This window comes from Allonocardiopsis opalescens, from assembly GCF_003002095.1.
Taxonomy (GTDB): Bacteria; Actinomycetota; Actinomycetes; order Streptosporangiales; family Streptosporangiaceae; genus Allonocardiopsis; species Allonocardiopsis opalescens.
Genome location: NZ_PVZC01000012.1, coordinates 38,723 through 65,257 on the forward strand (window position 1 = coordinate 38,723; position 26,535 = coordinate 65,257).

A 26,535-nucleotide genomic window follows, 5' to 3' on the forward strand; every position below is an offset into this window, starting at 1 on the left:
CGTGGTGGATCAGCGGACTCAGCAGGCGATCCAGCGGCTTGGCGCGGAGATCGCGCGGCTGCAGCAGCAGGTGACTTCGCTGTCCCGTGGCTCCCGGACGCCGCAGCTCCGCCAGTCCTCGATTGATGATGGCGCGTTGGAGGTGCGGGACTCAGACGGCACACGGCGAATGATCATCGGTCGGCTCCCGGACGGCAACTACGGCGAACTAGCCGAGGGGGGTGCCCCGGTCGGCGCCCCGACCGCGCCAACGGTGACGCCATCCCTCGGCGGCCTCCGCATCACCTGGGACGGTGCGCTCGCGGATGCCGACGCGGCGGTGCCGGGGGATTTCGACCACATGGCCGTCCACATCAGCACGAGCAGCGGGTTCGTGCCGTCTGCGGCGACCTACGTGGGGACGATCCGCCGGGCCGGTGAGGGCGGGATGCTGCCCGTGGTGCCGCTCCCGTATGTGCCGCACTACGTGGCGCTGGTGCCGGTCAACACCAGCGGCATCCCCGGAACCCCCAGCGCCGAGGTGGCCGCCACACCCCTCCAGGTGACCGCGCCGGACATCACCGCAGGGAGCATCCACGCCGTCCACATCGCCGCTGGCGCCGTCGAGGCGGACAAACTCGAAGCGGTCCTTGCCCTGGTGACGACCATCATTGCGGGCATTCCTGGCGAGGCTCGGGTCGAACTCGACCAGGACGGCCTGCGCGGCTACAACGAGGCGAACGAGCTGATCTTCGCTGTCGACTCGTCCGGCAACGCGATCTTCAGCGGGAACATCACCGGATCGGTGATCAGCGGCTCCAGCATGCAGGTCGGGCAGGCGCCCGGCGCGACCGGCATCACCGAGGCGTCCGGCGACGCCGTGTACAACATGGTCACCGCCGCAAACAACTCCCGCGCCCAAATCCGCGCCGACTCCTCGCAGGCGGAGTTCTCCGCGTTCTCCGACGCCGCCAACCCCAACGCGCCCAGCACCGGGTTCATCGCCGCCCCCACCCATGTCAGTTTCGTACTGAATTCCGACAACGCGGGCGGTTCGACCCCCGCAGTGGCGGGAAGCGCTAGCCCGACCCAGGCGTTCCTGGCGGTCCGCTCGGAGGCGGACGACCTGACCGCGCCCCGCTGCGACACCGTCGCTACCGCAGGCAGCGTGACCACCGTCTACCAGGCGGCGTCCGGTGCGGGTATGCGGCTGCGCGCCGATGGCACCTACTCGGTGGTGGAGATGACCACCCCGCCGAGCGGGGCGGGGAACCCTCCGGCCGGGTTCGGCAGCCTGTACGCGCTGCGCCGGTCCACTGACGTGCCCGCCCTACAGTTGCAGTCTCCGGCGTCCACCTCGGGGGCTGGCCAGGGGCTGCGGTCGGCGGCGTTCATCGAAGGCGCCACCACCACGCGACCCTACGCCCGGATCCAGACCTACGCTCGGGATTACGACCTGTCCGGGCAGATCCTGGACGATGGGACCCAGGACACGGCCAACCACGGCCGTGTCGCGCTGGCCAGCAATCTTTCCATCAGTGCGCCGCGCCACGAGCCGGTCAGCACCGCGCTGCTGGCGCAACCCACCACCGCATCCCCGTCGAATGGGGCGTGGGTGGACTTCACCGAAGCGCAGTTCCCGGCGCTGGCGTTCACCACGGCCGCCTCCGGCCTGGTCGAGATCAAGATTCTGTTCTGTGGGATCAACAAGTACACGGATACGTCGTCGCTCGCGCTCGGCTTCCGGTTGAGCGGCGGCTCCACCGTGGCGGCCTCCCTGAAACGGTGCGCGCTGATCCGCTCCACCGGCACCGGGACCGGGTCCAGCATCCAGGCCAGCGCGACCCTGCCGCCCTTGGCGCTGGCGGCCAACACCGCCTACACCCTCACGCCCCAGTGGCGCACCAGCGGCTCAGCGGTGTCCTCACCCGTCCAGAACTGGACCACGACCAGCGGCGATCTGTGGATTGACACTGCCCTGGAGAACAGCATCACCGTCGAACCCCTCATGTAGGAGACACCGTGACCGAGCAGCCCGGCACCCCACCCGAACTGAACGACGACATCCCGCCGCCGCCCCCGGAGCCGCCCACCCAGCCGCCCGTGGACCCGCCCGAGATCCCCGAGGAGCCGGTGGTGGTGCCCGAGTACCCGCCAGACCCGCCCTACGACGGGTGACGGTTCGGAACAGTTCGGTCCATCTGAGGTGGGGTGATGGCTCGTGGCGCTCATCGACGAGCTGGTCGATCCCGCCGTGCACGCCGAACTCGAAGCCGTCGAAGAACAAGCAGAGGCCGAGGTCGAAGCGGCGGTCGATGAGCAGGCGGCCGCGCTCGGGCTGACCGCGGCGGCGCTGGTGGCGGCTGCTCCGGCTGTGGTGGCGGCGGTCTCGGCCGCTGTCCTGGCCGCTGTGCCGCTCGGCGCCCGCATCGCCCTCGGTGCGGCCCGGCCGCAGCGTCCTCGCCGGGGCGGGCGTCTTCCTGCGCCGGGGGCGGTGGATGTGCGGGGTGCGGTCCGTGACGCGGTGCGCGGCGGGGTGGAGGCGCTGCGGGACGCCCCGGAGGAGCAGCGCCCCGTTGTGTTCGGTCGGGCGCGGGACTGGTTCGGTGTCACGGCGCGGGATGTGACGCAACGCGGCGCCTCGGCCGGCGCTCAGGCGGCTGCTCGCCGCGCGGGCGCGGCGGGACTGCTGTGGGTGGCGGAGCGGGACGCGTGCTTGCAGTGCGCCCGCTACAGCGGCGAAACCAGCCCCACCGGAGCATTCCGCGCGGGCCTGAGTTTCGACCGGGCCTACGTCTGGACGAGTTTCTCCGGTCAGCCGCCGCTGCACCCGAACTGCCGGTGCGTCCTCGTCCTGTACTGGCCCGGCTCCACCCTCCCGGGCGCCCTTCGCCGTGAGGCGCGCGCCGCTGTCCTCGCCCACGCCAGCACATCAGCCAGCCACGCCGCCGCCACCCGGGCCGCGGCCCGACTCGGGAGGACAGCAGCATGAGACACCCCTGGGCCTCCCGTGCTTGACGATCTCACCCCCGGGGAGATGGCGCGGGGCCTCAACCGGCAGGAACACGCGTTGAACGCGTTCCGCTCCGAGGTGGCCGCACGCTTCGACCGAACCCCCTCCATGGAGCTGTACACAGTGCAGCACCAACGCATGCTGGAGAAGATCGCCGAGCTTGAAGCTGACCTCGCGGCCGAGCGGCAGGCCCGCGCAGTAGAGGTCGCCGCTGTCCGCAAAGCCCACGAGGACTACGTCAAAGCCGAAGCGGAAACGCGGAAGGAAGACGTCAAAGAGCGGCTGAACAACAAGCGATTGATGTTCACGGCACTTATCGCCCCAATCGCGTTGATCCTCCTCCAGCTCTACTTCGCAGCGCAGGGGTGGGTTCGGTGAGGGCACACATGCGGCGCTTCGGCAGCCGATTCCAGTTGGGTGCGGTCGGGTTCGCTGTCGCGGTCACGGTGGCGCTGTGCGGCGTTGTGATTGTGGTGCAGACCAACGCGCAGGCATTGAGTCAGGCGCGGGCGGACATGACGGAACTCGCCGACCAAGTGCGGGAACTGGGCGGGGTTCCTGTGGTGACGCCGCCCCCCGATCCGCCGTTGATGGGTGAGCCGCCAGCGGCCGATCATCCCGAACCGGTGGGACCGTCCGATGCTCAGGTGTACGCGGCTGTGGCGGCGTACCTGGAGGGGAATCCGCCTCCGCCGGGTGACGACGGCGCGGATGGTGAGGACGGGGAGCGGGGCCCGGGGCCGACCGAGGATCAGATCGCGGAGGCGGTCGGCAGGTACTTCACGGAGAACCCGGTTTCGCCGGGACCCGTTGGTCCTGCTGGCCCTGCGGGGGCTGATGGGGCGCCGGGCCAGGACGGCTCTGATGGTGTGGATGGTGAACCGGGGCGTCCGCCTACGGCGGAGGAGATCTACGCTGCGGTGGAGCGGTATTGCCAGACGAACGGGTGTCCGCCGGAGGAGACGGCGGAGCCGAGCCCGGGACCGTCATAGAACTGTGCGGCTAGTGATTGGCCCCGCATCTCTTCGGAGGTGCGGGGCCGTTTTCGTATGCCCACCTTGGGTTGCTCGTGACTCTGTCAAGCCCGCACGCCGGGCAGCAGCGGTCCATGGCCCGGATCGAGCCGATGCTGGCGAAGCTCGTCGAGAAGATTCCCGAGCCGGGCGCCTGCCGGGGCGGCTGCCGCTACGAACCCAAGCTCGACGGCTTCCGGGCGCTCGGAACGGTCGCAGAGCGGGGCGCCGGCCTGACCTCCCGCACCGGCAAATCCCTGAGCGCGGTCTTTCCTGAGGTGCGCGATGCGCTGTTCGACCGGTTGCCGGAGTGCACGGTGGACGGGGAGATCGTTCACTGGACCGGGCAGCGATTCGACTTCAACGCCCTGCTCAGGAGGAACGCGACCAGGGGCGGGTGGCGGGCACTGGAACTCGCCGCGCAGGAACCCGCCTACCTCATCGTGTTCGATCTTCTCGAAATCCAAGGTGAGTCGCTGCTGCGCCGACCCCTGACCGAGCGCCGTGGTCGCCTGGAGGAGGTCTTCGCCGACGTGCCGCGCCCGTCGCTGATCCAGCTCGGGATGCAGACCGCCGACGTGGAGGTGGCGCGGGAGTGGGTGGAGGCGCTGGGACCCCTCGGTGTGGAAGGTCTGGTGATCAAAGCCGCCGACGGGGCGTACACGCCCGCGAAGCGGGGCTGGTCGAAATGGCGGATCCGCGACACGATCGACGTGATCGTCGGCGGCGTCACCGGGAAGGCGACGTCCCCCCGCGAGCTGGTGCTCGGACGCTACGACACCGCAGGCAGGCTGGTGATCGTGGGCCGCTCCACACCGCTGCGCACCGCCGAGGCCGCCGACCTCGCCGGGCGACTCCACCCGGCCGGCCCACACCACCCCTGGCCGGAGACCCTGCCGCCCCGGTGGGGGAGCCGCACCCGCACCCGGTATGTGCGGGTGCGCCCCGAGCTGGTGGTGGAGGTGTCAGCGGACGTCGCCCAGGACCAGGGGCGGATGAGGCATCCGGCCAGGTACGTCCGCCCCCGCAACGACGTGGGGCCGGAGGACGTGCCAGTCGTCCCCGAACGGTGACGTTCGAACGCGTGTTCGTATCCTGGGGTGATGGCTCTCCCTGCCGGCTACCCGCGCCCCCAGCCGCCCCTGGACCCGCCCGCAGACGCGCCGCCGGACGCCGTGCGGGTCGAGGAGTTCGTGCCTGAGGACGTGGCGCCGTGGTATCCGCCTGGTGGGGACACGGCGGTGTGGGTGCGGACCGGCGGCGTCTGGCGGTATGGGTGGGTGCACGGCTGGAAGCGCCACCCGGGCGGGAGGTGGGGGGCGTGGATCGGGCTCGCGCACGTCGACGGGGAGCATCCGGCGGGGCTGTGGGCGTGGTGGTGGTGGGACGGGGTCAGCGTGCGGCGGCGGCAGTCGTCCGGCGCTGCGAGCACTCCGCGATGATCATCCGCCCTTGATCCACGCTCAAGGGCGGGGTTCATCCTGGGGAGCTGGGCGGGTCAGTGCTCCACGAGTTCGGGGCGGTGGTGCTGGACGATCCCCTCCTCACCGGGGCGCTCACAGGGTGTCGTCCCAGCAGTCTTGGCACACGTCATCCCCGGTGATCGTGGACTCCATCCGCTCGGAGGCGGCCCTGTCCGGCCGGGTCACGCCGGGGCGGGTTCGGCGATCTCGGCGATCTCGTTGCAGAGCCTGCGCGAGGACCACAGGACCAGGCCGACCAGGTCCACGACGTGGCTGTTGCTGGTTTCGTGGGCGGCGACCTTCATCGCCTGCTCCGCGGCGTCGGTCACGAAGGCGGTGAACAGGTCGACGGCCTGGCGCTCGGCGTCGTCGCCGCCGCGCAGCAGCCGCCGCAGGTCGTTCTCCCACTGCGGGCGGGCGGCGTCGACGGCGGCCCGCGCCGCTCCCGCCGCGACGGGTTCGCGGTCCCGCTGGTAGGCCTTCGCGGTGACCTCCCCGATGCCGTCCTCGGCCGTCTTCAGCATCGCGACCAGCCGCCCCAGGCGGGCGTGGGCGGCCGTCTCGGGCACCAGCGCGGAGGCGGGCAGCGCGATCTCGCGGCGGGTGGTGTCTTCCACCGTCGCCCCGTGGAGGTTGGTGATCATCTCGGTGGTCTCCACCCCGATCAGTCCGTCCACGTGGTGGTGGCGCGCGGCCAGCCACCCCGCCACCGCCGGCGCGGCGTCGGCGTCTTCGTACAGGCCGGGGACGGTGAACTGCAGACCCCGGGCGCAGACCTCGCGGTGGCTCGCGCTGGCGGACTGGCCGCGCCCGATCAGCGGGTCGGGGTGGGACTTGAGGTCATCCCCGGCGCACACCACCACGGTGCGCACCATCCCGTCGTCGTCGCGAACCAGGCGGATGCGGCGGCTGGGCCAGCACAGGTAGTCCACCATCCCGGCCGGGGAGCGGTCCTTGCGGCGCTCGGTGACGGGCTCGGTGCGCTCCCACCAGCCCTCGCCGCGCGGCGCCTCGGCGCCGGGGGCGAGGTTGAGCAGCAGGGTGCGGCCCAGGTCGGGGCCCAGCAGCCGGGTGTGGGTGCGGCGCCCCACCGACCCCAGCGGCACCCCGGCCTCACGCCCGCCGCCGTGCTTGCCGCGGATGCCGCCGGTGTCATAGGCGTGGCACCACACCAGCCACCGGGCCGCCTCGGCCGGACTCAGGGCGGTGGGGCGCGCCCAGGTCATCCCGCCGCCGCCGGCCCGCCCGTAGGCGGTGATCTTCTCCACCGGGTTGAGGGTGCCCTCCACCGGGTCCTGGGCGAAGGGGCGGTCGGGGTCCAACAGCCGCCAGCGGCCGGCCCCGATGCGCTCCAGGGCGTCCAGGGGCAGCCCGCCCCGGTACAGGTCGCCCCACCGCCCATCGTCCACGGGCCCGCACAGGCGGTGGGCCACCGCCAGCAGCAACCGGAACAGCGCCACGGTCAGCGTGGGGTCCTCGGCGCATACGTCGCGGATCGCCCCGGCATCCTCCAGCGCCTGGCGCACCCCCACCTCCCCCACCCGCCCGTCGGCGTAGACCACCGGAATCCACGGGTCGGTGAACAGATCCAGGTCACGCATGGTCGGCCGCCCGCAGGACCGTGACGCCCTCGGCCTCGCCCTGGCGCACCCAGCCGCCCGCGGCGGCGTACCCGGCGGCTTTCAGCGCGGCGTCACGGCCGCGCCCGTCCAGCGCGATCACCTCCACCGACGCGGGGTCGTGCACACCGAACCCGTCGACGTCCATGATGTGCAGCTCCTCGCCGAAGTCGTAGGCGACCCGCGTGACCTCGATGTCCTTCTTCATCTGCTGGTAGTCCCTCCAGATCTGGCTCAGCCGGGACTCCTTGAGGCCCAGCTCCTGCGCGGCGCGCCGCTGGGCGGCGGCCTTGCGGATGCCGAGCTGGCGCTCGACCTCCGCGCCGACGATGCGGGCCCGCTCGGCGCCGACGGCGTGGCTGACCTCGGCGGCGACCTCGGCGAGGACCCGCAGCCGCTCGGGCGCCTCCAGGGCGCCGATCGCCTCCCAGTCGATCGTGTAGTAGCTGCTCACGCGTAGACCTCCTCCAACTCGTCCTCGGCGGCGTCGGCGTCTTCGCTGTCGCCGCCGACGGATGCCGCCCATGCGTCGCCCTCGGGGGTGCGGTGGGCGGGGCGGGCGTGCAGCACGGTGCCCAGGCGGGTCAGGGCGGCCTGGTAGAGGCGGGTGGCGATGCCCTCGCCCCGGTAGGGGGAGGCGGTCTCGACGTTGGCGATCACCAGCGTGTCCATGGCCACGTACAGTTCCGAGGCGATCTGGCCGGTGTCGGTGCGGGCCTGGAATCGGTGGTAGTCGGTGGCCTCGCCGGGGTAGGGCGCGACTGCGTAGGTGATCTCGTAGGCGGTGCCGTGTGCGGTGATGATCATCTGGCGCTCCCTGGTCCGTGCCGACACCCATAAATATAGTCCCGCTAAAGATTTTTGTCTAGGGGGGCTACACGCGGGGTTGGACCAGGATGGTCAGCCGTCCGCCATGGGCGTCCGATCCGTCACCACACGCCCACTCCGTGCACCTATGCCGGATCTTTACCCGAGGTGATCTACCTCGGCGCAGCGCCGTCTGCCTATGCTCCAGATCCCCTCGCAGGGCGGCCCCCGGTGGGACGTGCAGGGCAGCCGCGCCAGGGAGCGCGTTCGGCCCCTTCTCCGGACGCGCAACCGCCCCGGCCCACCTCTCCAGGGCCGGGGCGGACTTCACCATCTACTCGTAGGGGTCTCGGTCATAGCCGGGGCGGAAGGTCACACCACGCTCCTGGATCATCTGACACACCTTCACCAGTGCCGCCCTCGCGTCGGGGGACGCGTCCCGGGTCATCGCGCGCACCTCGTCACGCAGGAAACGCCGCTCAGCCCGCTCGATGGACTCACTGTCTCGTAGGACCAGGGTGAGGATGTCAGCCAGCAGCGGATCCTGCTGCTCTTCGGTCTGGCCGCATGCGATGGCGTAGTGGTGCAGGACCGAATCCACCAGCGTCTCGACCGCTGCCTGGCGGTCCCCTCTGGGGATGGGCCGCCCTGAGGGGCGGGGCCGGTCGGCCACCGCTCGTGCTCCGGGGTTAGCTTGCCGTTCCGTTGGGGTGATGGGGCGGGGCGGCAGGCCGCAGGCGGCCCGGATATGGTCTTCGCCGTCGCGGCACCACCAGCATTCCGAGGTGCAGCGCACCACCAGGTCGGGCGGGCCGGCCTCTGGTTCGTGGATGGCGCCGACCCAGTACCCGTGTACGGTCCACCCGCCCAGCGGCGCCAGGTCATCCACCTGGGTGGGGACCGATTCGCCGTCACGGTGCAGGGAGTGCACCCACATCGGCTCGCGCCCCGGCCAGCGGAGCCACGTCCGGCCCTCGCGGTCGACCCGCGTGGCGACTGGGGCCAGAGTGGGGGTGTGCCAGAGGGCCACCGGGTGCCCAGTCATAATGTGTGCTCCCATTCTCGTTCTCGCCCGCGCCGCATTTCGATCTTCACCCACTTGCCGGTGGACCTCCGCATGGACTGAACGTAGGCATACCCGTCTCGGAATTCGGTGCCGTTGGGTAGCACCAGCCTGAGGTTGACGGATCGGCCGATGTGGGTGGAGTCCCCACGAACCTTCCATCCCTGGACAAGGATGCGGTTGCGGCCGAGATCCACGGGCGGGTCGAACAGGTAGATGACTGTGCTGGTGCCATCGCGCCAGTACGCGGTGACCTCGCCGTAATGCTCCCGCTTGGGCTTGTCTGGTTGGTCGGTCACGGGACCCTCCTCAGTGTGGCGCCACCGCAGCTCAGCAGATTCTCAGCGTCGTGGGACCCAGTTCGCTCCACCACGGGCTCGGCGATGTCTCGGTGGGTGATGGTGGTACGCCACGCCCCGAGTCGGGCCTGGAGTAGCAGCGCGACGCTGGGTGCCCGATGGCGTCCTCCAGCGCATCCGACCGCGACCCTCACATGACCTCCAGAAGGGCCGGACTGCATGGCGGCCACGGTCCGGGCCGTAGCGCGGATGAGGTGCGGGATGCCCGGGGTGTTGCGGACAGCATCGCGCACGGCTTTGTCGTGGGCGGTCATGTAGCGGAGTTCAGGGGCTACATGCGGGTCCCGAAAGTGGTGGCGCAGGTCCACGGTGATGTGGGCGTCGTCGGGTGGTGGCCCGTGTAGGTAACCGAAGCTGATGATTTCAATCATGGCGACGCCTCCAGGGTGAGCTCGGGCGCCCCGCCGAGGGGCGCATAGAGGGTGATGGTTCCGCACCCGGTCGGACACGACGCACGGAGGGTTATGTCACCGCAGGCCGCGGTGCGGGACTGGAGTGTCCATCCGGACAGGCACCCCTCCAGGTGGGTGTGGGTGGCCCACTGGGGTTCGGGTGGGGTGGCGGGGGTGCCGAGGGTCTGGTCGGCCAGCTCGGCGGCCCTGTCCGCGGCGCTCATGCTGGCACCGGCACAGCCGCGGCCCGCTGCGCGATCCGCTTCAGGTCCGCCTTGGGGAGGGTGATGGTCCCGAGGTGGGTCAGCCAGTGGCACCACACCGGCTCCAGCCCCGGGTTCCGCTGCCACTCGTCCTCGGACACATCGCTGCGGGTGTAGGCGGCGGTCCGCTCGGCGAGCGTCTGGAGGGTGGCGGCGGTGACCCAGCGGGCGTCCCGCGTCTCCCCCTTCTGTGGGCGGAGTGGGTACCCCTCGAACACGGTGGCTTCGTAGATCCACCAGTAGTGCCCCGCCTCACCGGAGTGACCGTCCGGCAGGTACTGGGACGGGCCGCACCGGTTGGGACGCCACCCCTCGGCGACGAGGCGGTAGTCACTGACCGTCTGCCCGACCTCCTCGCTGACTTCGAAGGTGAGCGCTTCCTCGGGGCCGTCGAACTCGTCGAAGACGTGGCCGGCGACGGGCGCGACCCCGCTGGGTCCGTCGCCGTCGCGGGTGATGACGACGTACTCGGGGCCGTCGTCGCCGGGGCGGGTGATCAGGATTCCGACGCTGTGCTGGTCGCAGCGCCACGGGTCCTTGGGCACAGGATCCTCCTCACGGCGGCTGCCGTCGATGATGACGGCGCCCACCGACATGTGGGTGGGGGTGGACCGTCCGGTCCCCCCGTCCGCCCCACACACGTTGGGGCGGCGGAGGCACTGGCACGGTCAGTTGGTGCTGTCGGCGGACGTGGCCTCGGGCTCCGGTGAGGACTCCAGCCACTCCTTCACGTACCGGTCGACGGTCGACTTCGGCACTTCGGTGAGTCGGCTGATCTCTCCGAGCGTCATCTTGATTCCAGCCCGGCGAGCTTCCTCGAAGCGGGCAACGACGCGCTGCTTGCGCTCGTCCCAGTCGTCAGGGACGTAGTCCGGGATCTCGATTTCGGGGGTGTCCGACGTCTTGGTGGGACGCTTCGCCGACGCGGTCTTGGGACGGCTCGACGGCTTCCCGGCGGCCGGCTTGGGACGGTTGGTGGGACGGGGGGCACGGGCCGCGGTGGGACGCTCGGCCGGCGTCTCATCGGGCTCGGTGGGACGCGGCTGCGGCACCTCCGTGGGACGGTCCGCCAGCGTCTCGTGGGACGGTCCGGTGAGACGCCCCACGGGAATGGTTGGGACGGTCCCGTGGGACGTCCCATTCGGGGTGTGTGGGACGGGGGTGGGACGGTCGAATGGGACGGTCTCGGGCGCCGTCTCACGGGGCTCGTGGGACGCCTCTGTGGGACGGTCCGCCGCGTCGGCTGGGACGGTGCTGTGGGACGCCTTACCCGCCCGCCGTGGGACGGCCATGGTGTCTCGCTTCTCGGCAAGGTGCAGCAGCACGCTCGCCAACCCGAGCACCAGAACCGGCAGCACCGACACGAAGATCACCACCGGGGTGGGGGCGCTCGTCGGCTGGGATTCCAACGACAGCAAGTGGTAGGCGGCCTGCCCGACGGCGCCGATCACGAGGGACCCGATTGCGGAGCACCACGCGAAAAACCGGGCGCCACCAGTGACGATGCCGGACACGGCCACGTAGAGGGCGATCCCGGCGTAAGCCTCGATGCCGAGCGGGAGGGTGATCGACAGGTCCACGACGAGTCCGCCGCCGATGCCGGGCAGCAGGTTGACGGGGCCGAATCCGGCGAGGCGGCCGAGGCCGACCCAGCCGCCCCAGATGGCGACGAACGCGGATGCGGCGACGAGTCCGACGACGCCTCGGAGGGTGTAGAGGGTGCGCTTGCTGGGGCCGTGGGACGACCAAGCACCCGTCCCACGGGGCGTCTCGTTGCGGGCGGTGGGACGCGTCCCATCCGCTGTCCCATTCTGCGTCTCATCGGCCTGCGTGGGACGAGTCTCAGTGGCCGTCCCAGTGGGGGTGTGGGACGGCGTGTTGGGACGGTGTGGGGCGGTGCCGTTCGGCGGGTCGTGGGACGCCCCGTGGGACGGCTGAGCGGTGTCGGTGGGACGCCCCTGTGGGACGGCCGTGGGACGGCTGTCGGGGTGTCCCATGGGACGGTCGGCGGGACGCGCGAGCGCCGTCTGCGGGACGGTCCCGGGCGGCGTTTCGGCGGTCATTTGGATCTCCAATCTGGGACGGTGCGGCGGTATCCCACAGGGGTCGGGTGGGACGGACGGTGGGACGGTCAGAAGGTGATGACGCCAAGGCCGACGAGCACGGCGAAGGCGAGGGCTGCGATCGAGCCGACGATGCCGATCAGGCCGAGAGTGGCTTCGAAGTCCATGACGCTTCTCCTTAGCGGGAGCCGATGACGGTGATGGCGGCCGCAGCAGTCAGCGCGACCCGATGAAATGCCTGGTCAAGGTGCATTCGTCCACCTCGATCCCAGAACGGGCGCTTCCCGGCGGCGTCGACCAGGGCGAGGGAGTCCTGCTGCCGGTCCATGTAGTAGTGCGTCGCAGCGGACAGGGCCTGACCTGCGACGATGCTGGTTGGGTGCAGGCCCAGCTTGAAGACCTGGTTGGCGAGCAGGACAGCTGCGGTCGTGGTCGCGGTGTAGCTCGCGACGTGGCGGGCGCACGCGGCCGCTCCGTCGGCGCCGGGCTTGCCCTTGACCTGGGCGTCCTCGTCGCGCTGCACCCAGAAGTCGCCCGCCTCGTGGGCGACGTTGAGGGCGGCGAGGGTCGCGGCGAAGGCGGCGACTCGGGCGGGGTTCACTTCATCCTCCTGGTTGCTGTGTGTAAACCTGAACTATGGTTTGTCTCTTGTCTCACCCGGTCGCGGGAGAGGGGGTCTAGCGGCCTCTGAGGCGGCTATCTGACGGCTAAAATGCGGACGAATCGTGACAAATGGGGCGCGCGTGCTGAGACAACGGCAGGGTTTGTCTCAGCCCTTTGTCTCACTACGGAGAGTCACATGTCAGGCGGCACGGCGCTCCCACAGGCCACGCTGACCCGCCACCAACCGCACCGTCCCCGCCTCCGCCAGCTCGTCCAGCGCCCGGTTCACGGTGGCCCGAGAGCAGCCGAGTTCGGCCCGAACCGCAGCCTCGATGTCGCCGCGACGCTGTGGACCGGCTGCGAGCACAGCGAGGATCGCGTCGCGGGCACGGTCCCGATCCGACTGGTCAACCTCGACGAAATCGGCGACGTTCGGGAACGCCACCACCACACCCGCCGACGGACGAGGGGCGACCGACGACCCTTCGCCGAACAGCAGCTCGCGGACCCCGAGCTTGCCGCCGAGGAACGCCGTCACCGCGTGCGCATCCTCAGCAGCCCGCTGCTCAGCGGACCGGTCGTGGCGCCGCGAGTACACCCCACCCAACGCGAGGTCCACCGCGCGGGCGGCCTCAGGCTCCAGGGTCAGCGACGGCCCGACCGCCTGGATAAGGGCGCCGAGGTCTTCGTGGTAGCCGGCACGCCACATCGCGCGCCGCGCCTCCACGCTCCCCTCGTTGGTGGTCTCGTTCGCGGCGATGCCGTACCCGCCACCCCGAGGAAGCTCAGTCACGCTCATCGGCGCCTTGGGGGCGATGGCGCCCCCGATCGCGTCCTGGGAGTACATGAGCGCCACGTTCGCGCTGAACAGGTTTCCCCTGATCACGCGCCCGGGGTTGCCGTCGCCGCCGAACGCGCCCATCCCCGTGTCCTGCGACGCCGCGATGACCGCGACACCGCACTTGCGGCCGATGCGGGTGAGTTCGTTGACGAGTTCGGCGTTGGTCCAGGTGCCGAGTCCGGCCGGGTCGGCATCCTCGTCGAGGTGCTGTGCCTGCGGGTCGATCCGCCGGTAGTCCGACAGGATCGTCATGTGCGACTCATCCAGGATCAGCACCAGGCCCGGCCTGGACGGTGTGGGGGTGAAGCCCTTGCGGCGCATGGCGCGGTTGGTGCGCATCCGAACCCGCAGCACGATCACCGCCGCCTCCAGGGCGATGCGGCGCAGTTCAGCGGTGGCGGAGGCATCCCAGTCGGCGGTGTCCTGGAGTGCGGGCTGGGTACCCTCCTGCCCGTCGACGTACCAGTAGATCGTGCACCCCGACATCCGCATGCCGAGCGCGAGCAGGTTCAGCAACTCGCTCTTGCCGGACTTCTGGGCGCCGAACAGATACCCACCGAGCAGGCTGTTGGGACGGTACAGGCCCCAGGTGTGCATGCCGACCCCATCGGAGTGGGGGCCGACGGTGATGTCCCCGGTCTCCGGGTCGTAGACGGGATGCCCCATGATCGTGGGCACCCCATCGACGACATCGACGGGCACGATTCCGGCGGTGGGGGAGGAGTCGGTGATCCGCAGCAGCGCCAACTGCGGAGACTCCGAATCGTGCGGACCGACCGTGATCATCCGCTTGGGGACGTTCAGGGCGACACTGATCTCCGCCACCATGTGCTCCAGAGCCTCCAGACCCCGACCGGTGGGCTTGAAGTGGATGGTCCACTCCCGGCCGTACTCGGTCTTGGCCTGGTCCGACAGCCAACTCCCGGACGCGGCGCCGTTGCGGGAGCCGATGTGCTCGGCCCACAGCGCCGCGATGTCGTCCACCTGCACGGTGGACGACATCGCGGGGGTCTGCGGGTGGTGGCCGATGCGGTGGATGCGCCACCAGTGCGCCGCCAGCACATACACCCCCACCAGCCCCGAAGAGGCCAACACCTCCCACTGGTCGGTGAGCGCGGCGGCGATGAGCCACACCCACGCCGCGGCACCGACGAGCAGCGCCCGCAGCGGGTGCTCCCGCAGCCACACCCCGGCCTCCAGCAGCCAGCCCTTCTCGGCGCGGCGGATGAGCGCGATCGTGGTCGAGATGGCCAGCGCGGTACCGGCCGAGGTGACGAAGGCGTTCGCTTCGGCGAGCAGGGCGAGTTCCTGGATCAGCCCGATCGCGGCGACGGCGCCGGCCGCGAGCCACGGCTGGTACTGGAGACGCAGCCGACGCCGCATGGACTCCTCGTCCACCTGCCGCAGCCGGACGAATGCCTCACGGGCGCGCACGTGCGCGGGCAGCCGCTCGGACACCGCCTGCTCGACGGGCGCGCGCTGCTTCGTCTTCGCGGCGCGAGTCGACGCACGCCGCAGGTCACGCTGGAAATCTCCGATCAGGTCGTCGACCTGGCGGCGGGTCGTGGTCGCCATGACACCTCCCTGGATTCGTTCGTGGTGGTCGGCTCGCAGCCCGCCCGAGCGGTGGCATCTCGGGCGAGGTGCCAGCCGGGCGCCCGCAGGGGGCGCACCGGATGGGTCAGTCGGCGGTGAGGAACTTCTTGTCGCCCGCGTCAGGGAACGCGGTGTAGGCGTCATCAACGCCCTTCATCCGCTGCAACTCGGATTCGGAGGCGCCAGCGATCCGGTACATCCGGGCGGCGCTGTCCTGCAGCTGGGTGTACTTGGCCAGGATCGACTGGCCGACCTGGCCCCGTCGCATCGCCTCCACGGCCTGGTCCAGGCTGACCATGTTCGACTTCGTCTCCAGCCGCAGGTTGGTGGTGAGAGACATCGCGTCCTGATACATGTCAGACCCCCTGCTGCTGGCTGGTGAACCACTGCTTGTTGCCGGCATTGGGCGCCGCCTCGTAGGCGTCGCGCACCACGAGCTGCTTCTCGCAGAGTTCGACAGCCTCCGCCGCGAGGGCGGTGAAATGCTCGGCCTCGGCGGCGGCCTGCTCGAATCGGAGGATGGCGGCCTGCCCGACGCCTCCCTGCCGCATCTGGGCAGCCTGCTCTTCGAGCTTCTGCTGCTGCTTCTGGGCGGTTGCGTGGAGGGCTCGGGTGTAGCGGGTGGCCCCCTGGAGGCCCAATACCTCGGTGGCGTTCGGATCGGCCATGTCGTCTCCCTCGATGGTTGGGTTGCGGCGGAACTGGAGAACGTTCGTGCCAGCCGGTGGGGTCGGCTGCTCGTGGGCGGGGACGGCGCTGGCCTTAGGCCATACGGGCTCCGTCTTCGGGGTGGGATTCTGATCAGCGTTCGGCACGGACTCGGGCTTCGGCTGCGCGTCGTCCGCCGCAGGCTCAGGAGTGGTCGGCGCCGGAGCCGACTCCGGCTTCGCCTCTTCCTGCTTGCGCTTCGCCGGCTCGCCGGCCTTCGCCTCTCCGTCGGGACCGAGGGCATCGCTGGCCTTGGCTTTGATGTGCTCCCACACCTCGCGCCGCTCCGCGTGCCGCTTCTCCCGCCGGGCACGCGCCTTCGCCGACCGCTCCGGATATTTCTCCGCCATCTCCTGCCACTTGGTGTCCCACACGGTCCACAGGTAGCCGCTCATGGCTCCCTGCTTCGCCTGCTTGGGTGCGCGCGGCGGGAGCGGCGGCTTGGCCTTGCGGTACTCGGTCACCGCGTTGATCGTCCCGGGGATGTCCCGGAAGATCATGACGACGGCGATGAGGATCGACAGCTCAACCATGGCTGATCACACCCCGCCGATCAGCGTCATCAGCATCGTCTGACCTGCGTCCGTAGCCGCCCCGGTGAACTGGTCACCCATCAGGCCGAGCTGGCCGCCCGTGGCGAGCAGCAGGGTGGGGATCACCAGAGCCATGGACTTCGCCATCCCGTCCGGGCGACCGTCGACCAGGTCCACCACGATCAGGACGACCCCGATGAACGCGGCGACCCCGACCAGTGCCAGCGGCGCGCCGACCATCTGGAGGACCATGTCGAGCAGCCATCGGGTCCAGTCGCCGAGGAACGTCATCGCCACGGCGCATCCGGCGATGACGGCGCACACGAACGCGCCCCACTGGGCCTGGCTGCGGAATTTCCGGACGCGGCCGAGGACCCACATGAGTCCGAAGAAGGCGATCGCGACCACGAGCATCGTCGAGTTGAAGAGGAACGAGAGCATTCTGAACACCTCCTCCGGAGGGCTAGGTGGTGACCAGCGGCGACAGGAGCACGCTGGCGATGGAACGGATGAACGGGATCTGCCACAGGCAGACCAGGAGAACGAGGGTGGCGATGGCACGGGACGGACGTTCGGCGAGCCACGCCAGGTAGTAGGCGCCCGCGGTCACGGGGATCGCGACGAGGCGCCCGTACCAGACTCCGGCGGTGCGGGCGCGGCCAGTGGCGCTGGTCCAGTCACCCTTGGTGGCGTAGGTGTGGATATCGCGGAGGCTCGGGCGGCTCTCAGCCCAAATCTCCGGCGGCGTCCACGTGGCGACCACGCCGCGGGCGCGGTCCTTGAGGCCCGGCTTGGCCTGCTGCTGCTCGTGGACCTTCTCAGGCGCAGTGGACGCGGCGCTGTTCATCGGACGCCCACAACTTCAGAGGCCCGCACCCACACCTCGGGATCCTCGGGCCGGTCGTCGATCTGGAGTAGCGCCCAGGTGCCGGAGTAGCGGTCGTCAAGCTCGGCGATCACCGCGTCCCGACCGTCGTAGCGGACCCGGGTGCCGACCGCGTCGGGCCGGCGCCGCACCGCGAGGGGCCGGAGGGTGAGGGTGTAGCGGTCTGACAGCCACCCGTGGACGCCGAACAGCGCCCCGGCCACTGCGGTGAGGAGGATGCCGGGCGTGAACAGGTCGAAGAGGTCCATCAGGCTGCCCACCCTCCGAACTCGTCGGCCGTCTCAGCGGCCAGCTGGTCGACGCGGGCGGTGGTGGCGATAGCGAGTCGGTTGGTGGTGTCGCGGGCTTCGGCTGCGAGCTGGTCGACACGGGCCTGGACGGCGATGTCACGGCTGCGGGTCCCGACACCGACGAACCGGATGACCTGTTCGTCGCTGCGGGGTACGGTGCTCACGAGACTGCTCCTTCCTTTGCTGGTGTGTGCGGATCTCAACTGGCCCTGGGTGGCGGTGATGGCGCCCCCGGGGCCGCTTAGTGGCGGCTGCGGGTCCATTTCTCGCCGGACCCCTTGCAGGCCGTGCAGGCCAGCCAGCCCTTCGCCCCGGGGCTGTAGTAGCGGGCCGCCCGGAGACGTGCGGCGCTCCGAGGGTGGGTGGTCGGGTCAAGGCTGGTCACGTAGGTGCCGCACGCCCCGTTGCAGGTTGGGCATTTCTCGCGGGTGACGGTCATCGGATGTCCCCCTTCTGGGTTTTGCCGTAGAACCCGTCGGTTGGGTCGGTGGTGTGGGAGCGGTGGACGCGCCACCCGTCGGCCGTGACGACCAGTGGGTTCTTCGGGCTTTCTTCGTGTCCGCAGGCGGAACAGACGTGGCGGAGTCCCCGGTGGTCGCGGTCCTGCTGCTGCTGGGAGATCCAGTTCACGGCTGCGCCTTCCTGGTGGCTGGTCTGTGGTGGGTCCGGGCCGGTGTGGGACGGGTGTCCGGCCCGGACCCTGCCCGGCACGTCGCGGGGGCGGTGTGCCGGGCGGCGGGCCTGCGTGGCGACCCGCCAGCCGCGAACCCCGGTGGAGGGGCACTCACCGGGTGGTCGCGGCCGTGTGGTGGCTAGTGGATCTCCTCGACGTAGACGCGGGTCGGCTCGCCCCACGTGGGGCGGCTCGCGTTGAACTCGCGGGCGACCCTCTCGGCCTCGTCTCGGGTGTCGAAGGTCTGCTCTAGGTGCGGTTCGGGCTGGTCGTCGAAGTACAGGCCGTACTTGCTCATCTGGGCTGCTCCACGGTGTGGTGGTTGGTGGCCCCGACCCTGGCGGCCAGGACGGCGACGTCAGAGCCGGGGTGGTTTGGGGGCCTCGCGGCTGGGCCTGTTACTCCGGGGCGGGAGGACCCAACCGCGAGGCGTTCTAGGGGGCGGACCTGCGCCACTCGATGGCGAACTCTTCGATGGAGACGGTTCGCCACTGCGCGGCTTCCACGAGTGCATCGATGAACGCTCGGCTGACCAGCGCACGACGCCCGATCTTCAAACCGGGAATCTGCCCAGCGTCGAGCTTCCGTCGGATGCTCATCCCCGAGAACCCGACCAGTCGGGCGGCCTCGTTCACTGAAATGAACGGACCGTCAGTGTCGGACTCGGGCGGTGTCACTGGTCCTCCTAGGTGCTCTTGCGTCACCACCACTATCAGCCTAGAGAGCCTTAGTGTCAAGGAGAAGTTTGATCCCTAGATCACTGAACGCACGTGGGTCACTCAGGGAACTGAGGGAACGAGGAATTTGGGTTCCGGACCGACCGTTGACCCCGATGTACGCTGACCTAGGTACCAAAGAGAGCAAAGAGCCCACAGATAGCGAGGCATCCATGACACCGCGCCGGCCAGTGAGCTACCTCCAGGTCGCCGAGGAGCTACGCCGCCGCATCCACAGCGGCGAGTACGGCCCCGGTGACCGGATTCCGTCCACCAGCCAACTCCAGGAAGAATTCGACTGCGCCAACACGACCATCCAGCGAGCCATCCGCGAACTCAAGCGCGAGGGCATCGTCGAAGGGGCGACCGGATCAGGCGTCTTCGTGCGCACGGTTCGCCCCGTCATGCACGTGACGGCCTCCTACGTCACGCAGGTCGGAGACCAGCCCCGCGCCTCGTGGAAGTCCGAGGCGGAACGGCTGGGCATGCGAGGCGACCAGCGCATCACCCACGTTGGGACCGTGGAGGCGCCACCGGAGATCGCTGTCCACTTGGGTGTGGACGAAGGCGAGCCTGTCGCCATCCGCCGCCGTGTGATGCTGCTCGATGGCGAACCCGTGCAGCTGGCTGATTCCTACTACCCGCTCGACCTCGCGCAGGGCACGCCGCTCGCAGCCCCCGGCAAGCTGGTCGGCGGGACGGTCGGCGTCCTTGAGTCCCTGGTGGAACTCGGAGACTTCGAGGAGAAGGTGCGGGCGCGCGCTGCTACTGCCGACGAGCAGCGGGACCTGAAGTTGAATCCCGGGGCGATCGTGCTGGTGATGATCCGGACGACGCTCACCACCGATGGGCGCCCTGTCGAGGTGGGGTACACGGTGCTGACGGCTGATCGCCATGAGCTGTGCTATCGGCTGCCAGCCCGCGCGTGAACGGAGCGCCCAGGAGGCGCACCAGCCGAGAGAGCCCCGACTGTGACCGGTCGGGGCTCTCGCATGTTTCGGCTAGACGATGAAGGTTCCCTTGGCTGGCAGTGTGCGGACGGCGCCGCGGTCGCGCAGCACCCTGATGGCGCGTCGAGCCGTGTCAATGGAAACCTCGTACTCGGCGGCGAGGTCGCGCTCACCGGGCAACCGCGCACCGGAATTCAGGTCTCCTGAGGCGATACGCGCCTCGATGTGGTCGGCCATCTGAACGTAGACGTACTCGTGCGGCGCTGGCTCCCACGCCGCAAGATCATCTGCCATGTACCCCACCGTAGAACGGTGCTGAGCTGCGCCGATGTAGGCAGAGCGGCGCACCGCTATGCGCCGCGTGGCACCGCTCTGTAGGCTCCGACCGGAGAGAGGGGGAGCGATGGCAGAGGACATGTATGTCCTTGTCGGACATGCCGGGACGCGGGAGCGGGCCCGGATACTGGCCGAGACCGTCGAAGGCGTGTACTGGGCGGACGCTGAACCTGGCGGTGACCTGATCGTGGTTGACCCGGAAGGTGTGATGCGGCTCGCCAAAGGCGGCGGGATGTGGGTGCGGGACGACGACTACGAAGTGCACATGGCGGACGGGTCGATCCTTCATCTGACTCCGGTGAAGGCGCGGTGACGGAGGGCATCTACACGCCATGACCACCGAAGCTCTCGTGTGCGCAGCCGTTGTCGTCCGTGCCGGACACCTGTTGCTCGTTCGGCGACGCGTTGCTGAAGGGTGTCTGTCGTGGCAACTCCCGGCCGGCAAGGCGGAACCGGAGGAGTCCGCAGAGGTGGCCGCGGCGAGGGAGGCGCTGGAAGAGACCGGCGTGCTCGTCGAACCGGTCCAGTACCTCGGCGAGCGGGTCCATCCGTTGACCCGACGCAGGATGGCCTATGTCGCTTGCAAGTTCGTGTCTGGCGAGGCTCACGTCGTAGATGCGGATGAGATCGCCCAAGTGGCCTGGGCTGCTCCCGACGAATGGAGTGACCTGGTGCCTTACGGATTCGCGCCGATGGTGCAGGACTACCTCGCCAGCGTGGAAGCCTGCTGAGAGATCCGTTCCGCCGCATGGACTGGGTCTTACTGTATTCAAGGATAGGGACTAAGGTTCCCCTTGACACCTAGGTTACTAACGGTCGATAGTTGAGCACAGAGAAGCCCCGGCCGGTGTCATCACCACCGAACCGGGGCCAAGGTCCAATCCCTGCCTACACAGGAGAACCTGATGCAGCAGTTTACGCTGCCGTCCGAGCGTGTCCTCGTGACCCGCCTCCCGGACCTCGCGATCTACGCCGTCCCCGCCACCAGCCACACCACCGTTCGCATCCTCCACAGCGACACGGGCCGCGACACCGCGCTCGTCCCGGTCGCCCAGTACCCGCGTTTCCTGACCCCTGAGGTCGTCGCCGCCGCGCAGACCGCCTACACCCGGCAGGCGGTGGCCGCGTGATCGCCGCTGACACTGTCATCCACGCCCACGGCGTCCCCGTGCATGTGTGGCAGGTCCCCACCATGGACCCGGACTTCCCGGCGATGATCATCCAGGCTGGCGATGGATCTGCGTGGGTGGCGCTGGTGCGGGACCTGACCGCCGAGACCCTAGCGGCTGCACTGGAGATCGCGGACCCCGTGATCGGGTCCGCCCTCACCGCGGAGGTGGCCGCGTGAGTACCATCCCCGCCCGCGACCTGACGCCCGGCGACCGGGTCGAGTACCGCCACCACCAGGTCCACACCGTTACGACCGTGGAGACCACCCCCGGCGGCTGGGTGACGGTTACCCAGACCGACGAGCGGGGCCGTCCGGTGGAGGTCCACTACCGGCCCGGTGAGACCGCGCAGATCACCGCTTGAGAAGCGTCCGCCGTGATCCTGCGGCGGAGAAGTCGGACCCCAGGCGCTCACCTTCCACAGCACGCGCCCGGGGTCCTTACCCCTTTGGGAGCACCCATTATGTCCACCCCCACGCCGAAGCCCACAACCCCCGAGCCCAAGCGCGGTCCCAACCGCCACGAGTACAAGCACAGCGGCGAGCTGCCGAAGTGGCGCGACGCCAACGACAAGCAGCAGGCCCAGCGGGCGAGGAAGGGGCGCTGATGTCCTTCACCCTTCCGGGCCTCGTAGTCCACCCCGACGGGGTCGCCGAGCCCGTGGACATCCCCGGCACCAACCCGCACGGGCACATCCGCCGCCTCCTCGGCGGCGACCCGCGAATCCACGTCGACCACCCCACCGGCCTGCGGACCTGGGCGCAGCCACCCACATCGAAGGGGCGCTGCCCCAGCGGCGACTTCAACCCCGCAGCGAGCCTGGTGGCCGCCGCCTACGGCCACGACCGCGCCACCTACCACGGGCCTGTGCTGGTGATGGGCGCCAGCACACGCTGGGACCATCGCCGGCTGATCCGGACCGTCGGTGCCCGGGTCCGCGGCGAGTACAAGCCGTGCATCGCCTGCGGCCGATAACCAATCACACGCACGAGACATCGAAGGAGCCCCGCTGATGGGACTGTTCAGCCGCAAGACCAACGCCGATCGCCCGCAGACGGTTGCCCTGCGCAACCAGTACAAGGCGCGGGTCCGCGAGATCGAGAAGCAGATCGCCGACCTCGACGCCGACCACGCCCGCGACCCCTCCGACCCGCAGGGCCACCACCACATCCGCCGGAACCTCGAAGCGAACCTGTCCATCTGCAAGGACAACGTCCGCGACCTCACCTGACCCACCGCCCGCCCGGATCCAGCCGGCGCCCCGGGTGCAACGCCCGGGGCGGGCGCGTCCCCTCACTCACTCCTACTGCAAGGGAGACCCAACCATGCCCGCCCCCGCCTACTACATGCTGACCGTCGCCACCAGCCACGCCCCCGGAGACACCATTCCCGACGACGGCGAATGGTCCCCAGCCGCCGTGTACACCGACGATCCCCGCAAGCTCGAAGCGTCCGAGCTGCTGGGTGGTGACGGCGACCTCGTCGACATCGTCAACGGCGTCGTCCATCCGCAGATCCTGCGCGTCACCCCAACGGGCCCGGTGCGGCTGCACAGCGACTACTACAAGAACACTGACGGCGCCCCTGAGTTCGGGGACCTGCTCGAAGCCGAACGGTGGACCGTGGCGGCGGTCGAACCGCTGGCGGCGCTCCTGGGGCCGCAGGCCGACCACATCACCGCCGCCATCCGGCTCGGGTTCCCCGCCATCGACGGCGACTCCCCGACCGCCCTGGCCTACGCCGCGGCGGTCGACCACCACTGGGAGCGGGTCGGGGCACCGGCCGTCCACGATGCCGAGGAAGCCGCCCGAATCGCCCTGAGGCACGCTGGCGTCGACGACTACTGGTGGGCCCACAGCGGCTGCGTGGGAGGCAGCGAGCTGATGGCCCTGGCGGCCCGCGACCTGATCGGCTCGACACCAGCGTGGACTCAGGACGCTTACGACCTGCTCACCAGTCCGTGGCGGGCGAGTGTGGGACCGCTTCACCCCGACGACGCGCCGCTGACCGTAACTGCCCACTGACCATCACAGAAATGGAGCACACCATGCCCAACCCAACCGAACACTGTCCCGACTGCGGCGTCGGAATCGGCGCCCGCCATGACACCGACTGCGACTGGGCTCAATGCGCCGCCACCGGCACCCAGTACCTCATGTGCCCCGACGAGGGCCCCGACTGCCGCCCCGACCACTGGAACGGCTACATGGGCGGCGGGAAGGAAGCCGTGGACCTCGGCTGGTGGATCGTGTGGGTTCCGCCGGCGCCAGGGGAGGTGGGTGGCCGGTTCGTGCCGTGCCCGCCGGACATGAAGGACGCCATCCCGGACACTCAGCGCGTGATGCGCACCCACAAGTGGGACCGGGCCCGCGAGTGCTGGGTGCGGTAGTTCACGGGCGCTGACCGTGCTTGAGAGGAAACCGCTGGTGGACCTGACCCAGAGCGAGACTGAAGACCTGCGATCGGCCCTGAGTTGCGCTTTCGGCGCCGACCTCGCCGACGAATTCAGCGAGGACTTCCTGATCTGCTTGGTTTCCCGCCTGCCAGCGACGGTGATCGAGCTGGCCGACGAGTGGACCTGGAATGACACCGAGGTGCGCGAGGCCGCCTGCGCTGAAGCCGAACGGCTCCTCGGCGTGGCCGACATGGCCCCTGGGGAGACCCCGCGAGGTTCGTCGATGAGGCGAGAGCTTCCTACGCGGCGTGGACCCGCCCAAGCCCGGACGCCTGAGTGCTGAGTGCAGTGACAGGAACGAGTGCTGAACGCGTAAGAAGGTAGATAGGTATGAACTCTAATCCCGAAGGGCACTCGACTTCCACCATGGCCGCCCTCTGGTGGATTGAGATGGTCCGCGAACTCCGGTTGGACGCGGACCTCACCGCTGTCGCTGAATCTCTCGCTCGGCATGCGAACCCCTCAGGGAAGGACTCCAACCCCGGGCGCAAGAAGGTTAGCCAGGACACTGGACTACCGCCCAATGACGTCACTAAGGCATTCCGGAAGCTGCAAAGTATCGGCGTTCTGGACGTAGCCCGCGATTACACACCCCAGGGATTCACGCTCTACCTCCTGGTCGACCCCTCGAAGCCACACAGAGATCAGAAGAACGACATCCTCATGCCAACAGAAGACGTCAAGGCTCCCTCGGATGCGCTGCTCATTGCGCTGCCGCCCCTGAGCGAGGCCCACGCCCCCCACAAAGATCCGAACCCTCGGGGAAGCCTCATGGGTGTCGCGCCAGCCTCGATCTATCCCAAGTCGACGCCTAGGCGCAGGCCCGTTCGTGGCCAGTCGAAGCCGGAGCATCCGGTGAAGCGCAAGGGAGTCCGCCGCAAGGAGACCATCCTGTACCGCTACTACGACGATAAGGACGTCCTGCTGTACGTCGGGGTGTCCGCGAACATGCCCGGCCGCTTGGAGGGGCACGAAGACGATTCGACATGGATGGACTTCGCAGCCCGATCCACCCTGGAGCACTTCACTGACCGAGCCGACGCCGAAGCCGCTGAGATCACCGCGATCGAGACGGATCGGCCGATCTTCAACATCCTCCACAACGAGAACCCGGATCGCGTGCGACGGATCGTCGACTACCTGATCGACCGAGACCGACGAGACCTGTTGGTGCCGCTGATCTCGCGGGGATGAACACGGACTCGCTGCGTGGGGCGCTTGACCGGATCGTGTGGCGGGGTGGTGGCGCGCCCCGTCACGATCTGGACAACCCGGATTTCCGGGACGCCCTGGAAACGCACCCATCGGTAACCCTCGTGTGCTTACTCTGTACTGAGTAAGCTCGAATCATGGCCAAGACGACGATCACTCTCCCGGACGACGTCGTCATGCAGCGCGCCCGTGAGATCGCCGACCAGAGCGAGCAATCTCTGGAAATCTTCGTCCATCGGGCCGTCCGCGCCGCCATACTCAGCGACGAAGCCGCACAGATCGCAGCCGCCGGCGGGTTCGACCCCGTCGAGGATGCGCTGCTCGCTGAGGAGGACGCTGAAGCCATGGAGCGCGACTACGAAGAGGCCGCCAGGCGGCAAGGCACGGTGTGAGGAAGGGCGAAATCTGGGCCGTCCGCTCCGCAATACGCACCGATCGCCCCTACCAGCCGATGCTGGTCCTCGCGGCCGATGACGTGATCCGCCACACCGACCCCGCCCCGGTGTCGGCGGCGCCGATCGTGGAGGACACCACTCAGCCGCAGAACCTCCGCCTGCTAGGGGTCCCTCTGCAGGAGCCTGTGAAGGGCGTGGTGCGGGTGATCGGCATCACCCCGGTGCGGCGCGTCCGGTTCGAAGAGTTGCTGGGGCGGGTGAGTTTCGCCGAGTTGGAGCAGGTGGATGCCGCGATCCGCGCGGTGTACGGCCTACGAGTGTGACCCTGAACGTGCGTGAGCCCCGACCGGACGGTCGGGGCTCCATTCGTGAGCGCGGCTACCAAGGGTCTCCCGGCATCCCCTCAGTGTTCTCCGCGCACCACTCCTCCATCTCCGCGGCGGCAGCGTCAGCATCGCCCATGTGCTCTACCGCGATCGCGTGGAGAGCAGGCTCGGCGTCCTCATCTAGGGCGTCTGTAACTACCTCCCAGATGAGCGCTTGGGCTTCGGCGTCGTCAGTGGCAGTGTTCATCCGCTCGTACCCGTCGGCTAGCCGTAGCCCCTCACAAATCAAGAAGGCACGGGGCGACACATCGTCGTCGGTTGGGGTCGCCGCTGGAATCGTTGCGGTCGGAACGATGACCTCGATCTCGGAGAACGACGGGGACGGCGCGGCGGATTCGGCGGGGGCGCCGCAGCCGGCGGCGGCTGCCAGTGCTGCGGCGGCGAGGGTTCGTGCGGGTAGTGGCATGGTCGCTCCTCTCCTCGCACGCGACGCTACGGGCGCCCGGTCACAGGGCAGTACTGAACCGTGGGTCTGACCGAAGTGGGACACGGTCCGCACGTGCATGAGCCCCAGCCAGCAGACCGGGAACGGCTGGGTACGGACTGGGAACAGGACCCGCCCAAACCGGTCCACGGCCGTCCGGACGAGTCCAACCATGTCCACTTTGACCTGCGGCCGAGCGCATCGGCGCTGGTCCGGACACCGCTGGAACTTACCTGGGGGTCAAGGGGTCGCAGGTTCAAATCCTGTCATCCCGACAGGAAAGCAGCAGGTCAAAAGCCCGCCACCTGGAAAGGGTGGTGGGCTTTTC

Annotated in this window: 44 protein-coding genes; 22 read left to right on the forward strand and 22 right to left on the reverse strand. The window is 69.4% G+C overall.

From position 1 onward, the window contains the following. Nucleotide 1 precedes the first annotated feature (1 nt). The 7 genes from CLV72_RS29975 to CLV72_RS30005 all read left to right on the forward strand — a co-directional run bounded on the left by CLV72_RS29975 (nt 2) and on the right by CLV72_RS30005 (nt 5,447). Nucleotides 2–1,993, forward strand: a complete 1,992-nt coding sequence (locus tag CLV72_RS29975) for a phage tail protein (RefSeq protein WP_106253368.1) — start codon at nt 2–4, stop codon at nt 1,991–1,993. Between the two features lie 8 nt (nt 1,994–2,001). Further along, the gene (locus CLV72_RS32515; protein WP_170141172.1) at nt 2,002–2,157 is read left to right on the forward strand and encodes a hypothetical protein; all 156 of its coding nucleotides are present in this window, start codon (nt 2,002–2,004) and stop codon (nt 2,155–2,157) included. Nucleotides 2,158–2,200: 43 nt separating this feature from the next. Continuing rightward, nucleotides 2,201–2,971, forward strand: coding sequence for a hypothetical protein (locus CLV72_RS32520; RefSeq protein WP_170141173.1), 771 nt, complete (start codon nt 2,201–2,203; stop codon nt 2,969–2,971). Nucleotides 2,972–2,989: 18 nt separating this feature from the next. Next, nucleotides 2,990–3,370, forward strand: a complete 381-nt coding sequence (locus CLV72_RS29990; RefSeq protein ID WP_106253376.1) for a hypothetical protein — start codon at nt 2,990–2,992, stop codon at nt 3,368–3,370. 8 nt (nt 3,371–3,378) lie between these two features. Then, nucleotides 3,379–3,984 carry a hypothetical protein gene (locus tag CLV72_RS29995; protein WP_106253379.1) on the forward strand — a complete coding sequence of 202 codons (606 nt, stop codon included), beginning with the start codon at nt 3,379–3,381 and terminating at the stop codon, nt 3,982–3,984. Between the two features lie 77 nt (nt 3,985–4,061). Then, a complete protein-coding gene (locus CLV72_RS30000) occupies nt 4,062–5,078 on the forward strand; it encodes an ATP-dependent DNA ligase (protein ID WP_146159632.1) in 1,017 nt (338 codons plus the stop codon). Nucleotides 5,079–5,108: 30 nt separating this feature from the next. Next, nucleotides 5,109–5,447 (forward strand): hypothetical protein, encoded by a 339-nt coding sequence (locus CLV72_RS30005; RefSeq protein WP_146159633.1) that lies wholly within the window; start codon nt 5,109–5,111, stop codon nt 5,445–5,447. 203 nt (nt 5,448–5,650) lie between these two features. Here CLV72_RS30005 and casA read toward each other — a convergent pair whose 3' ends face one another. The 20 genes from casA to CLV72_RS30100 all read right to left on the reverse strand — a co-directional run bounded on the left by casA (nt 5,651) and on the right by CLV72_RS30100 (nt 18,841). After that, nucleotides 5,651–7,069 carry a type I-E CRISPR-associated protein Cse1/CasA gene (gene casA, locus CLV72_RS30010; protein ID WP_106253387.1) on the reverse strand — a complete coding sequence of 473 codons (1,419 nt, stop codon included), beginning with the start codon at nt 7,067–7,069 and terminating at the stop codon, nt 5,651–5,653. Then, nucleotides 7,062–7,541, reverse strand: a complete 480-nt coding sequence (locus tag CLV72_RS30015; RefSeq protein WP_106253391.1) for a hypothetical protein — start codon at nt 7,539–7,541, stop codon at nt 7,062–7,064. Before CLV72_RS30015 ends, casA begins: the two co-directional genes overlap by 8 nt. Continuing rightward, nucleotides 7,538–7,894: a hypothetical protein gene (locus CLV72_RS30020; RefSeq protein WP_106253394.1), complete on the reverse strand. Its 357-nt coding sequence runs from the start codon at nt 7,892–7,894 to the stop codon at nt 7,538–7,540. Before CLV72_RS30020 ends, CLV72_RS30015 begins: the two co-directional genes overlap by 4 nt. A gap of 334 nt (nt 7,895–8,228) precedes the next feature. Continuing rightward, complete coding sequence (locus CLV72_RS30025; RefSeq protein WP_146159634.1) at nt 8,229–8,831, reverse strand: hypothetical protein; 603 nt, start codon at nt 8,829–8,831, stop codon at nt 8,229–8,231. Between the two features lie 104 nt (nt 8,832–8,935). Continuing rightward, a complete protein-coding gene (locus CLV72_RS30030; protein ID WP_106253398.1) occupies nt 8,936–9,256 on the reverse strand; it encodes a hypothetical protein in 321 nt (106 codons plus the stop codon). Then, complete coding sequence (locus tag CLV72_RS34045) at nt 9,253–9,687, reverse strand: RapZ C-terminal domain-containing protein (RefSeq protein WP_106253401.1); 435 nt, start codon at nt 9,685–9,687, stop codon at nt 9,253–9,255. The genes CLV72_RS30030 and CLV72_RS34045 overlap by 4 nt, the downstream gene beginning before the upstream one ends. Next, nucleotides 9,684–9,932 (reverse strand): hypothetical protein, encoded by a 249-nt coding sequence (locus CLV72_RS30040; protein WP_106253404.1) that lies wholly within the window; start codon nt 9,930–9,932, stop codon nt 9,684–9,686. Before CLV72_RS30040 ends, CLV72_RS34045 begins: the two co-directional genes overlap by 4 nt. Then, on the reverse strand, nt 9,929–10,516 hold the full coding sequence (locus CLV72_RS30045) for an NUDIX hydrolase (protein ID WP_170141174.1): 588 nt from the start codon (nt 10,514–10,516) through the stop codon (nt 9,929–9,931). Before CLV72_RS30045 ends, CLV72_RS30040 begins: the two co-directional genes overlap by 4 nt. Before the next feature lie 123 nt (nt 10,517–10,639). Then, nucleotides 10,640–11,551 (reverse strand): hypothetical protein, encoded by a 912-nt coding sequence (locus CLV72_RS30050; protein ID WP_146159635.1) that lies wholly within the window; start codon nt 11,549–11,551, stop codon nt 10,640–10,642. 661 nt (nt 11,552–12,212) lie between these two features. Next, the gene (locus CLV72_RS30055; RefSeq protein WP_106253413.1) at nt 12,213–12,635 is read right to left on the reverse strand and encodes a DUF3307 domain-containing protein; all 423 of its coding nucleotides are present in this window, start codon (nt 12,633–12,635) and stop codon (nt 12,213–12,215) included. A 201-nt stretch (nt 12,636–12,836) separates the two neighbouring features. Continuing rightward, nucleotides 12,837–15,053 (reverse strand): hypothetical protein, encoded by a 2,217-nt coding sequence (locus CLV72_RS30060; protein ID WP_106253416.1) that lies wholly within the window; start codon nt 15,051–15,053, stop codon nt 12,837–12,839. Between the two features lie 106 nt (nt 15,054–15,159). Further along, nucleotides 15,160–15,414 (reverse strand): hypothetical protein, encoded by a 255-nt coding sequence (locus tag CLV72_RS30065; protein WP_146159636.1) that lies wholly within the window; start codon nt 15,412–15,414, stop codon nt 15,160–15,162. A gap of 16 nt (nt 15,415–15,430) precedes the next feature. Further along, nucleotides 15,431–16,315, reverse strand: coding sequence for a hypothetical protein (locus CLV72_RS30070; RefSeq protein WP_106253420.1), 885 nt, complete (start codon nt 16,313–16,315; stop codon nt 15,431–15,433). Between the two features lie 6 nt (nt 16,316–16,321). Next, complete coding sequence (locus tag CLV72_RS30075) at nt 16,322–16,756, reverse strand: hypothetical protein (protein WP_106253423.1); 435 nt, start codon at nt 16,754–16,756, stop codon at nt 16,322–16,324. Between the two features lie 22 nt (nt 16,757–16,778). Then, nucleotides 16,779–17,162: a hypothetical protein gene (locus tag CLV72_RS30080; RefSeq protein ID WP_106253426.1), complete on the reverse strand. Its 384-nt coding sequence runs from the start codon at nt 17,160–17,162 to the stop codon at nt 16,779–16,781. Then, nucleotides 17,159–17,449, reverse strand: a complete 291-nt coding sequence (locus CLV72_RS30085) for a hypothetical protein (protein ID WP_146159637.1) — start codon at nt 17,447–17,449, stop codon at nt 17,159–17,161. The genes CLV72_RS30080 and CLV72_RS30085 overlap by 4 nt, the downstream gene beginning before the upstream one ends. Then, nucleotides 17,449–17,655 (reverse strand): hypothetical protein, encoded by a 207-nt coding sequence (locus tag CLV72_RS30090; protein ID WP_106253430.1) that lies wholly within the window; start codon nt 17,653–17,655, stop codon nt 17,449–17,451. The genes CLV72_RS30085 and CLV72_RS30090 overlap by 1 nt, the downstream gene beginning before the upstream one ends. A gap of 271 nt (nt 17,656–17,926) precedes the next feature. Continuing rightward, nucleotides 17,927–18,121 carry a hypothetical protein gene (locus CLV72_RS30095; protein ID WP_106253433.1) on the reverse strand — a complete coding sequence of 65 codons (195 nt, stop codon included), beginning with the start codon at nt 18,119–18,121 and terminating at the stop codon, nt 17,927–17,929. Between the two features lie 182 nt (nt 18,122–18,303). Further along, nucleotides 18,304–18,462: a hypothetical protein gene (locus CLV72_RS32525; protein ID WP_170141175.1), complete on the reverse strand. Its 159-nt coding sequence runs from the start codon at nt 18,460–18,462 to the stop codon at nt 18,304–18,306. A gap of 136 nt (nt 18,463–18,598) precedes the next feature. After that, a complete protein-coding gene (locus CLV72_RS30100; RefSeq protein ID WP_106253435.1) occupies nt 18,599–18,841 on the reverse strand; it encodes an excisionase family DNA-binding protein in 243 nt (80 codons plus the stop codon). Nucleotides 18,842–19,071: 230 nt separating this feature from the next. Between CLV72_RS30100 and CLV72_RS30105 the strand changes: the two genes are divergently transcribed. After that, nucleotides 19,072–19,809: a GntR family transcriptional regulator gene (locus CLV72_RS30105; protein ID WP_170141176.1), complete on the forward strand. Its 738-nt coding sequence runs from the start codon at nt 19,072–19,074 to the stop codon at nt 19,807–19,809. Nucleotides 19,810–19,881: 72 nt separating this feature from the next. Here the strand turns inward: CLV72_RS30105 and CLV72_RS30110 are convergent, their stop codons facing one another. Continuing rightward, complete coding sequence (locus tag CLV72_RS30110) at nt 19,882–20,124, reverse strand: winged helix-turn-helix domain-containing protein (protein WP_106253440.1); 243 nt, start codon at nt 20,122–20,124, stop codon at nt 19,882–19,884. Between the two features lie 109 nt (nt 20,125–20,233). On the opposite strand from CLV72_RS30110, the gene CLV72_RS30115 reads away from it, so the two are divergent. The 14 genes from CLV72_RS30115 to CLV72_RS30180 all read left to right on the forward strand — a co-directional run bounded on the left by CLV72_RS30115 (nt 20,234) and on the right by CLV72_RS30180 (nt 25,720). Continuing rightward, entirely contained in the window at nt 20,234–20,479 is a 246-nt protein-coding gene (locus tag CLV72_RS30115) for a hypothetical protein (RefSeq protein ID WP_106253443.1), read from the forward strand. A 19-nt stretch (nt 20,480–20,498) separates the two neighbouring features. Next, a complete protein-coding gene (locus tag CLV72_RS30120; RefSeq protein ID WP_106253446.1) occupies nt 20,499–20,897 on the forward strand; it encodes an NUDIX hydrolase in 399 nt (132 codons plus the stop codon). 174 nt (nt 20,898–21,071) lie between these two features. Beyond that, nucleotides 21,072–21,296, forward strand: coding sequence for a hypothetical protein (locus CLV72_RS30125; protein WP_106253449.1), 225 nt, complete (start codon nt 21,072–21,074; stop codon nt 21,294–21,296). Beyond that, on the forward strand, nt 21,293–21,514 hold the full coding sequence (locus tag CLV72_RS30130; protein ID WP_106253452.1) for a hypothetical protein: 222 nt from the start codon (nt 21,293–21,295) through the stop codon (nt 21,512–21,514). Before CLV72_RS30125 ends, CLV72_RS30130 begins: the two co-directional genes overlap by 4 nt. After that, the gene (locus CLV72_RS30135; protein WP_106253454.1) at nt 21,511–21,699 is read left to right on the forward strand and encodes a hypothetical protein; all 189 of its coding nucleotides are present in this window, start codon (nt 21,511–21,513) and stop codon (nt 21,697–21,699) included. Before CLV72_RS30130 ends, CLV72_RS30135 begins: the two co-directional genes overlap by 4 nt. A 99-nt stretch (nt 21,700–21,798) precedes the next feature. Then, nucleotides 21,799–21,942, forward strand: coding sequence for a hypothetical protein (locus tag CLV72_RS32530; protein ID WP_170141177.1), 144 nt, complete (start codon nt 21,799–21,801; stop codon nt 21,940–21,942). Next, nucleotides 21,942–22,310 (forward strand): hypothetical protein, encoded by a 369-nt coding sequence (locus CLV72_RS30140; protein ID WP_106253456.1) that lies wholly within the window; start codon nt 21,942–21,944, stop codon nt 22,308–22,310. Before CLV72_RS32530 ends, CLV72_RS30140 begins: the two co-directional genes overlap by 1 nt. A 37-nt stretch (nt 22,311–22,347) precedes the next feature. After that, nucleotides 22,348–22,566: a hypothetical protein gene (locus CLV72_RS30145; protein ID WP_106253458.1), complete on the forward strand. Its 219-nt coding sequence runs from the start codon at nt 22,348–22,350 to the stop codon at nt 22,564–22,566. A 94-nt stretch (nt 22,567–22,660) separates the two neighbouring features. After that, nucleotides 22,661–23,359, forward strand: coding sequence for a hypothetical protein (locus CLV72_RS30150; RefSeq protein WP_106253461.1), 699 nt, complete (start codon nt 22,661–22,663; stop codon nt 23,357–23,359). Between the two features lie 23 nt (nt 23,360–23,382). Beyond that, nucleotides 23,383–23,724: a hypothetical protein gene (locus tag CLV72_RS30155; RefSeq protein WP_146159638.1), complete on the forward strand. Its 342-nt coding sequence runs from the start codon at nt 23,383–23,385 to the stop codon at nt 23,722–23,724. Nucleotides 23,725–23,761: 37 nt separating this feature from the next. Next, on the forward strand, nt 23,762–24,073 hold the full coding sequence (locus tag CLV72_RS30160) for a hypothetical protein (RefSeq protein ID WP_106253465.1): 312 nt from the start codon (nt 23,762–23,764) through the stop codon (nt 24,071–24,073). Between the two features lie 83 nt (nt 24,074–24,156). After that, nucleotides 24,157–24,984 carry a hypothetical protein gene (locus tag CLV72_RS31950; protein WP_146159639.1) on the forward strand — a complete coding sequence of 276 codons (828 nt, stop codon included), beginning with the start codon at nt 24,157–24,159 and terminating at the stop codon, nt 24,982–24,984. Nucleotides 24,985–25,139: 155 nt separating this feature from the next. Next, on the forward strand, nt 25,140–25,394 hold the full coding sequence (locus tag CLV72_RS30175; RefSeq protein WP_106253472.1) for a hypothetical protein: 255 nt from the start codon (nt 25,140–25,142) through the stop codon (nt 25,392–25,394). Continuing rightward, a complete protein-coding gene (locus CLV72_RS30180; RefSeq protein ID WP_106253475.1) occupies nt 25,391–25,720 on the forward strand; it encodes a hypothetical protein in 330 nt (109 codons plus the stop codon). Before CLV72_RS30175 ends, CLV72_RS30180 begins: the two co-directional genes overlap by 4 nt. A gap of 55 nt (nt 25,721–25,775) precedes the next feature. Here CLV72_RS30180 and CLV72_RS33490 read toward each other — a convergent pair whose 3' ends face one another. Next, nucleotides 25,776–26,189, reverse strand: coding sequence for a hypothetical protein (locus tag CLV72_RS33490; RefSeq protein WP_245930528.1), 414 nt, complete (start codon nt 26,187–26,189; stop codon nt 25,776–25,778). Nucleotides 26,190–26,535 lie beyond the last annotated feature (346 nt).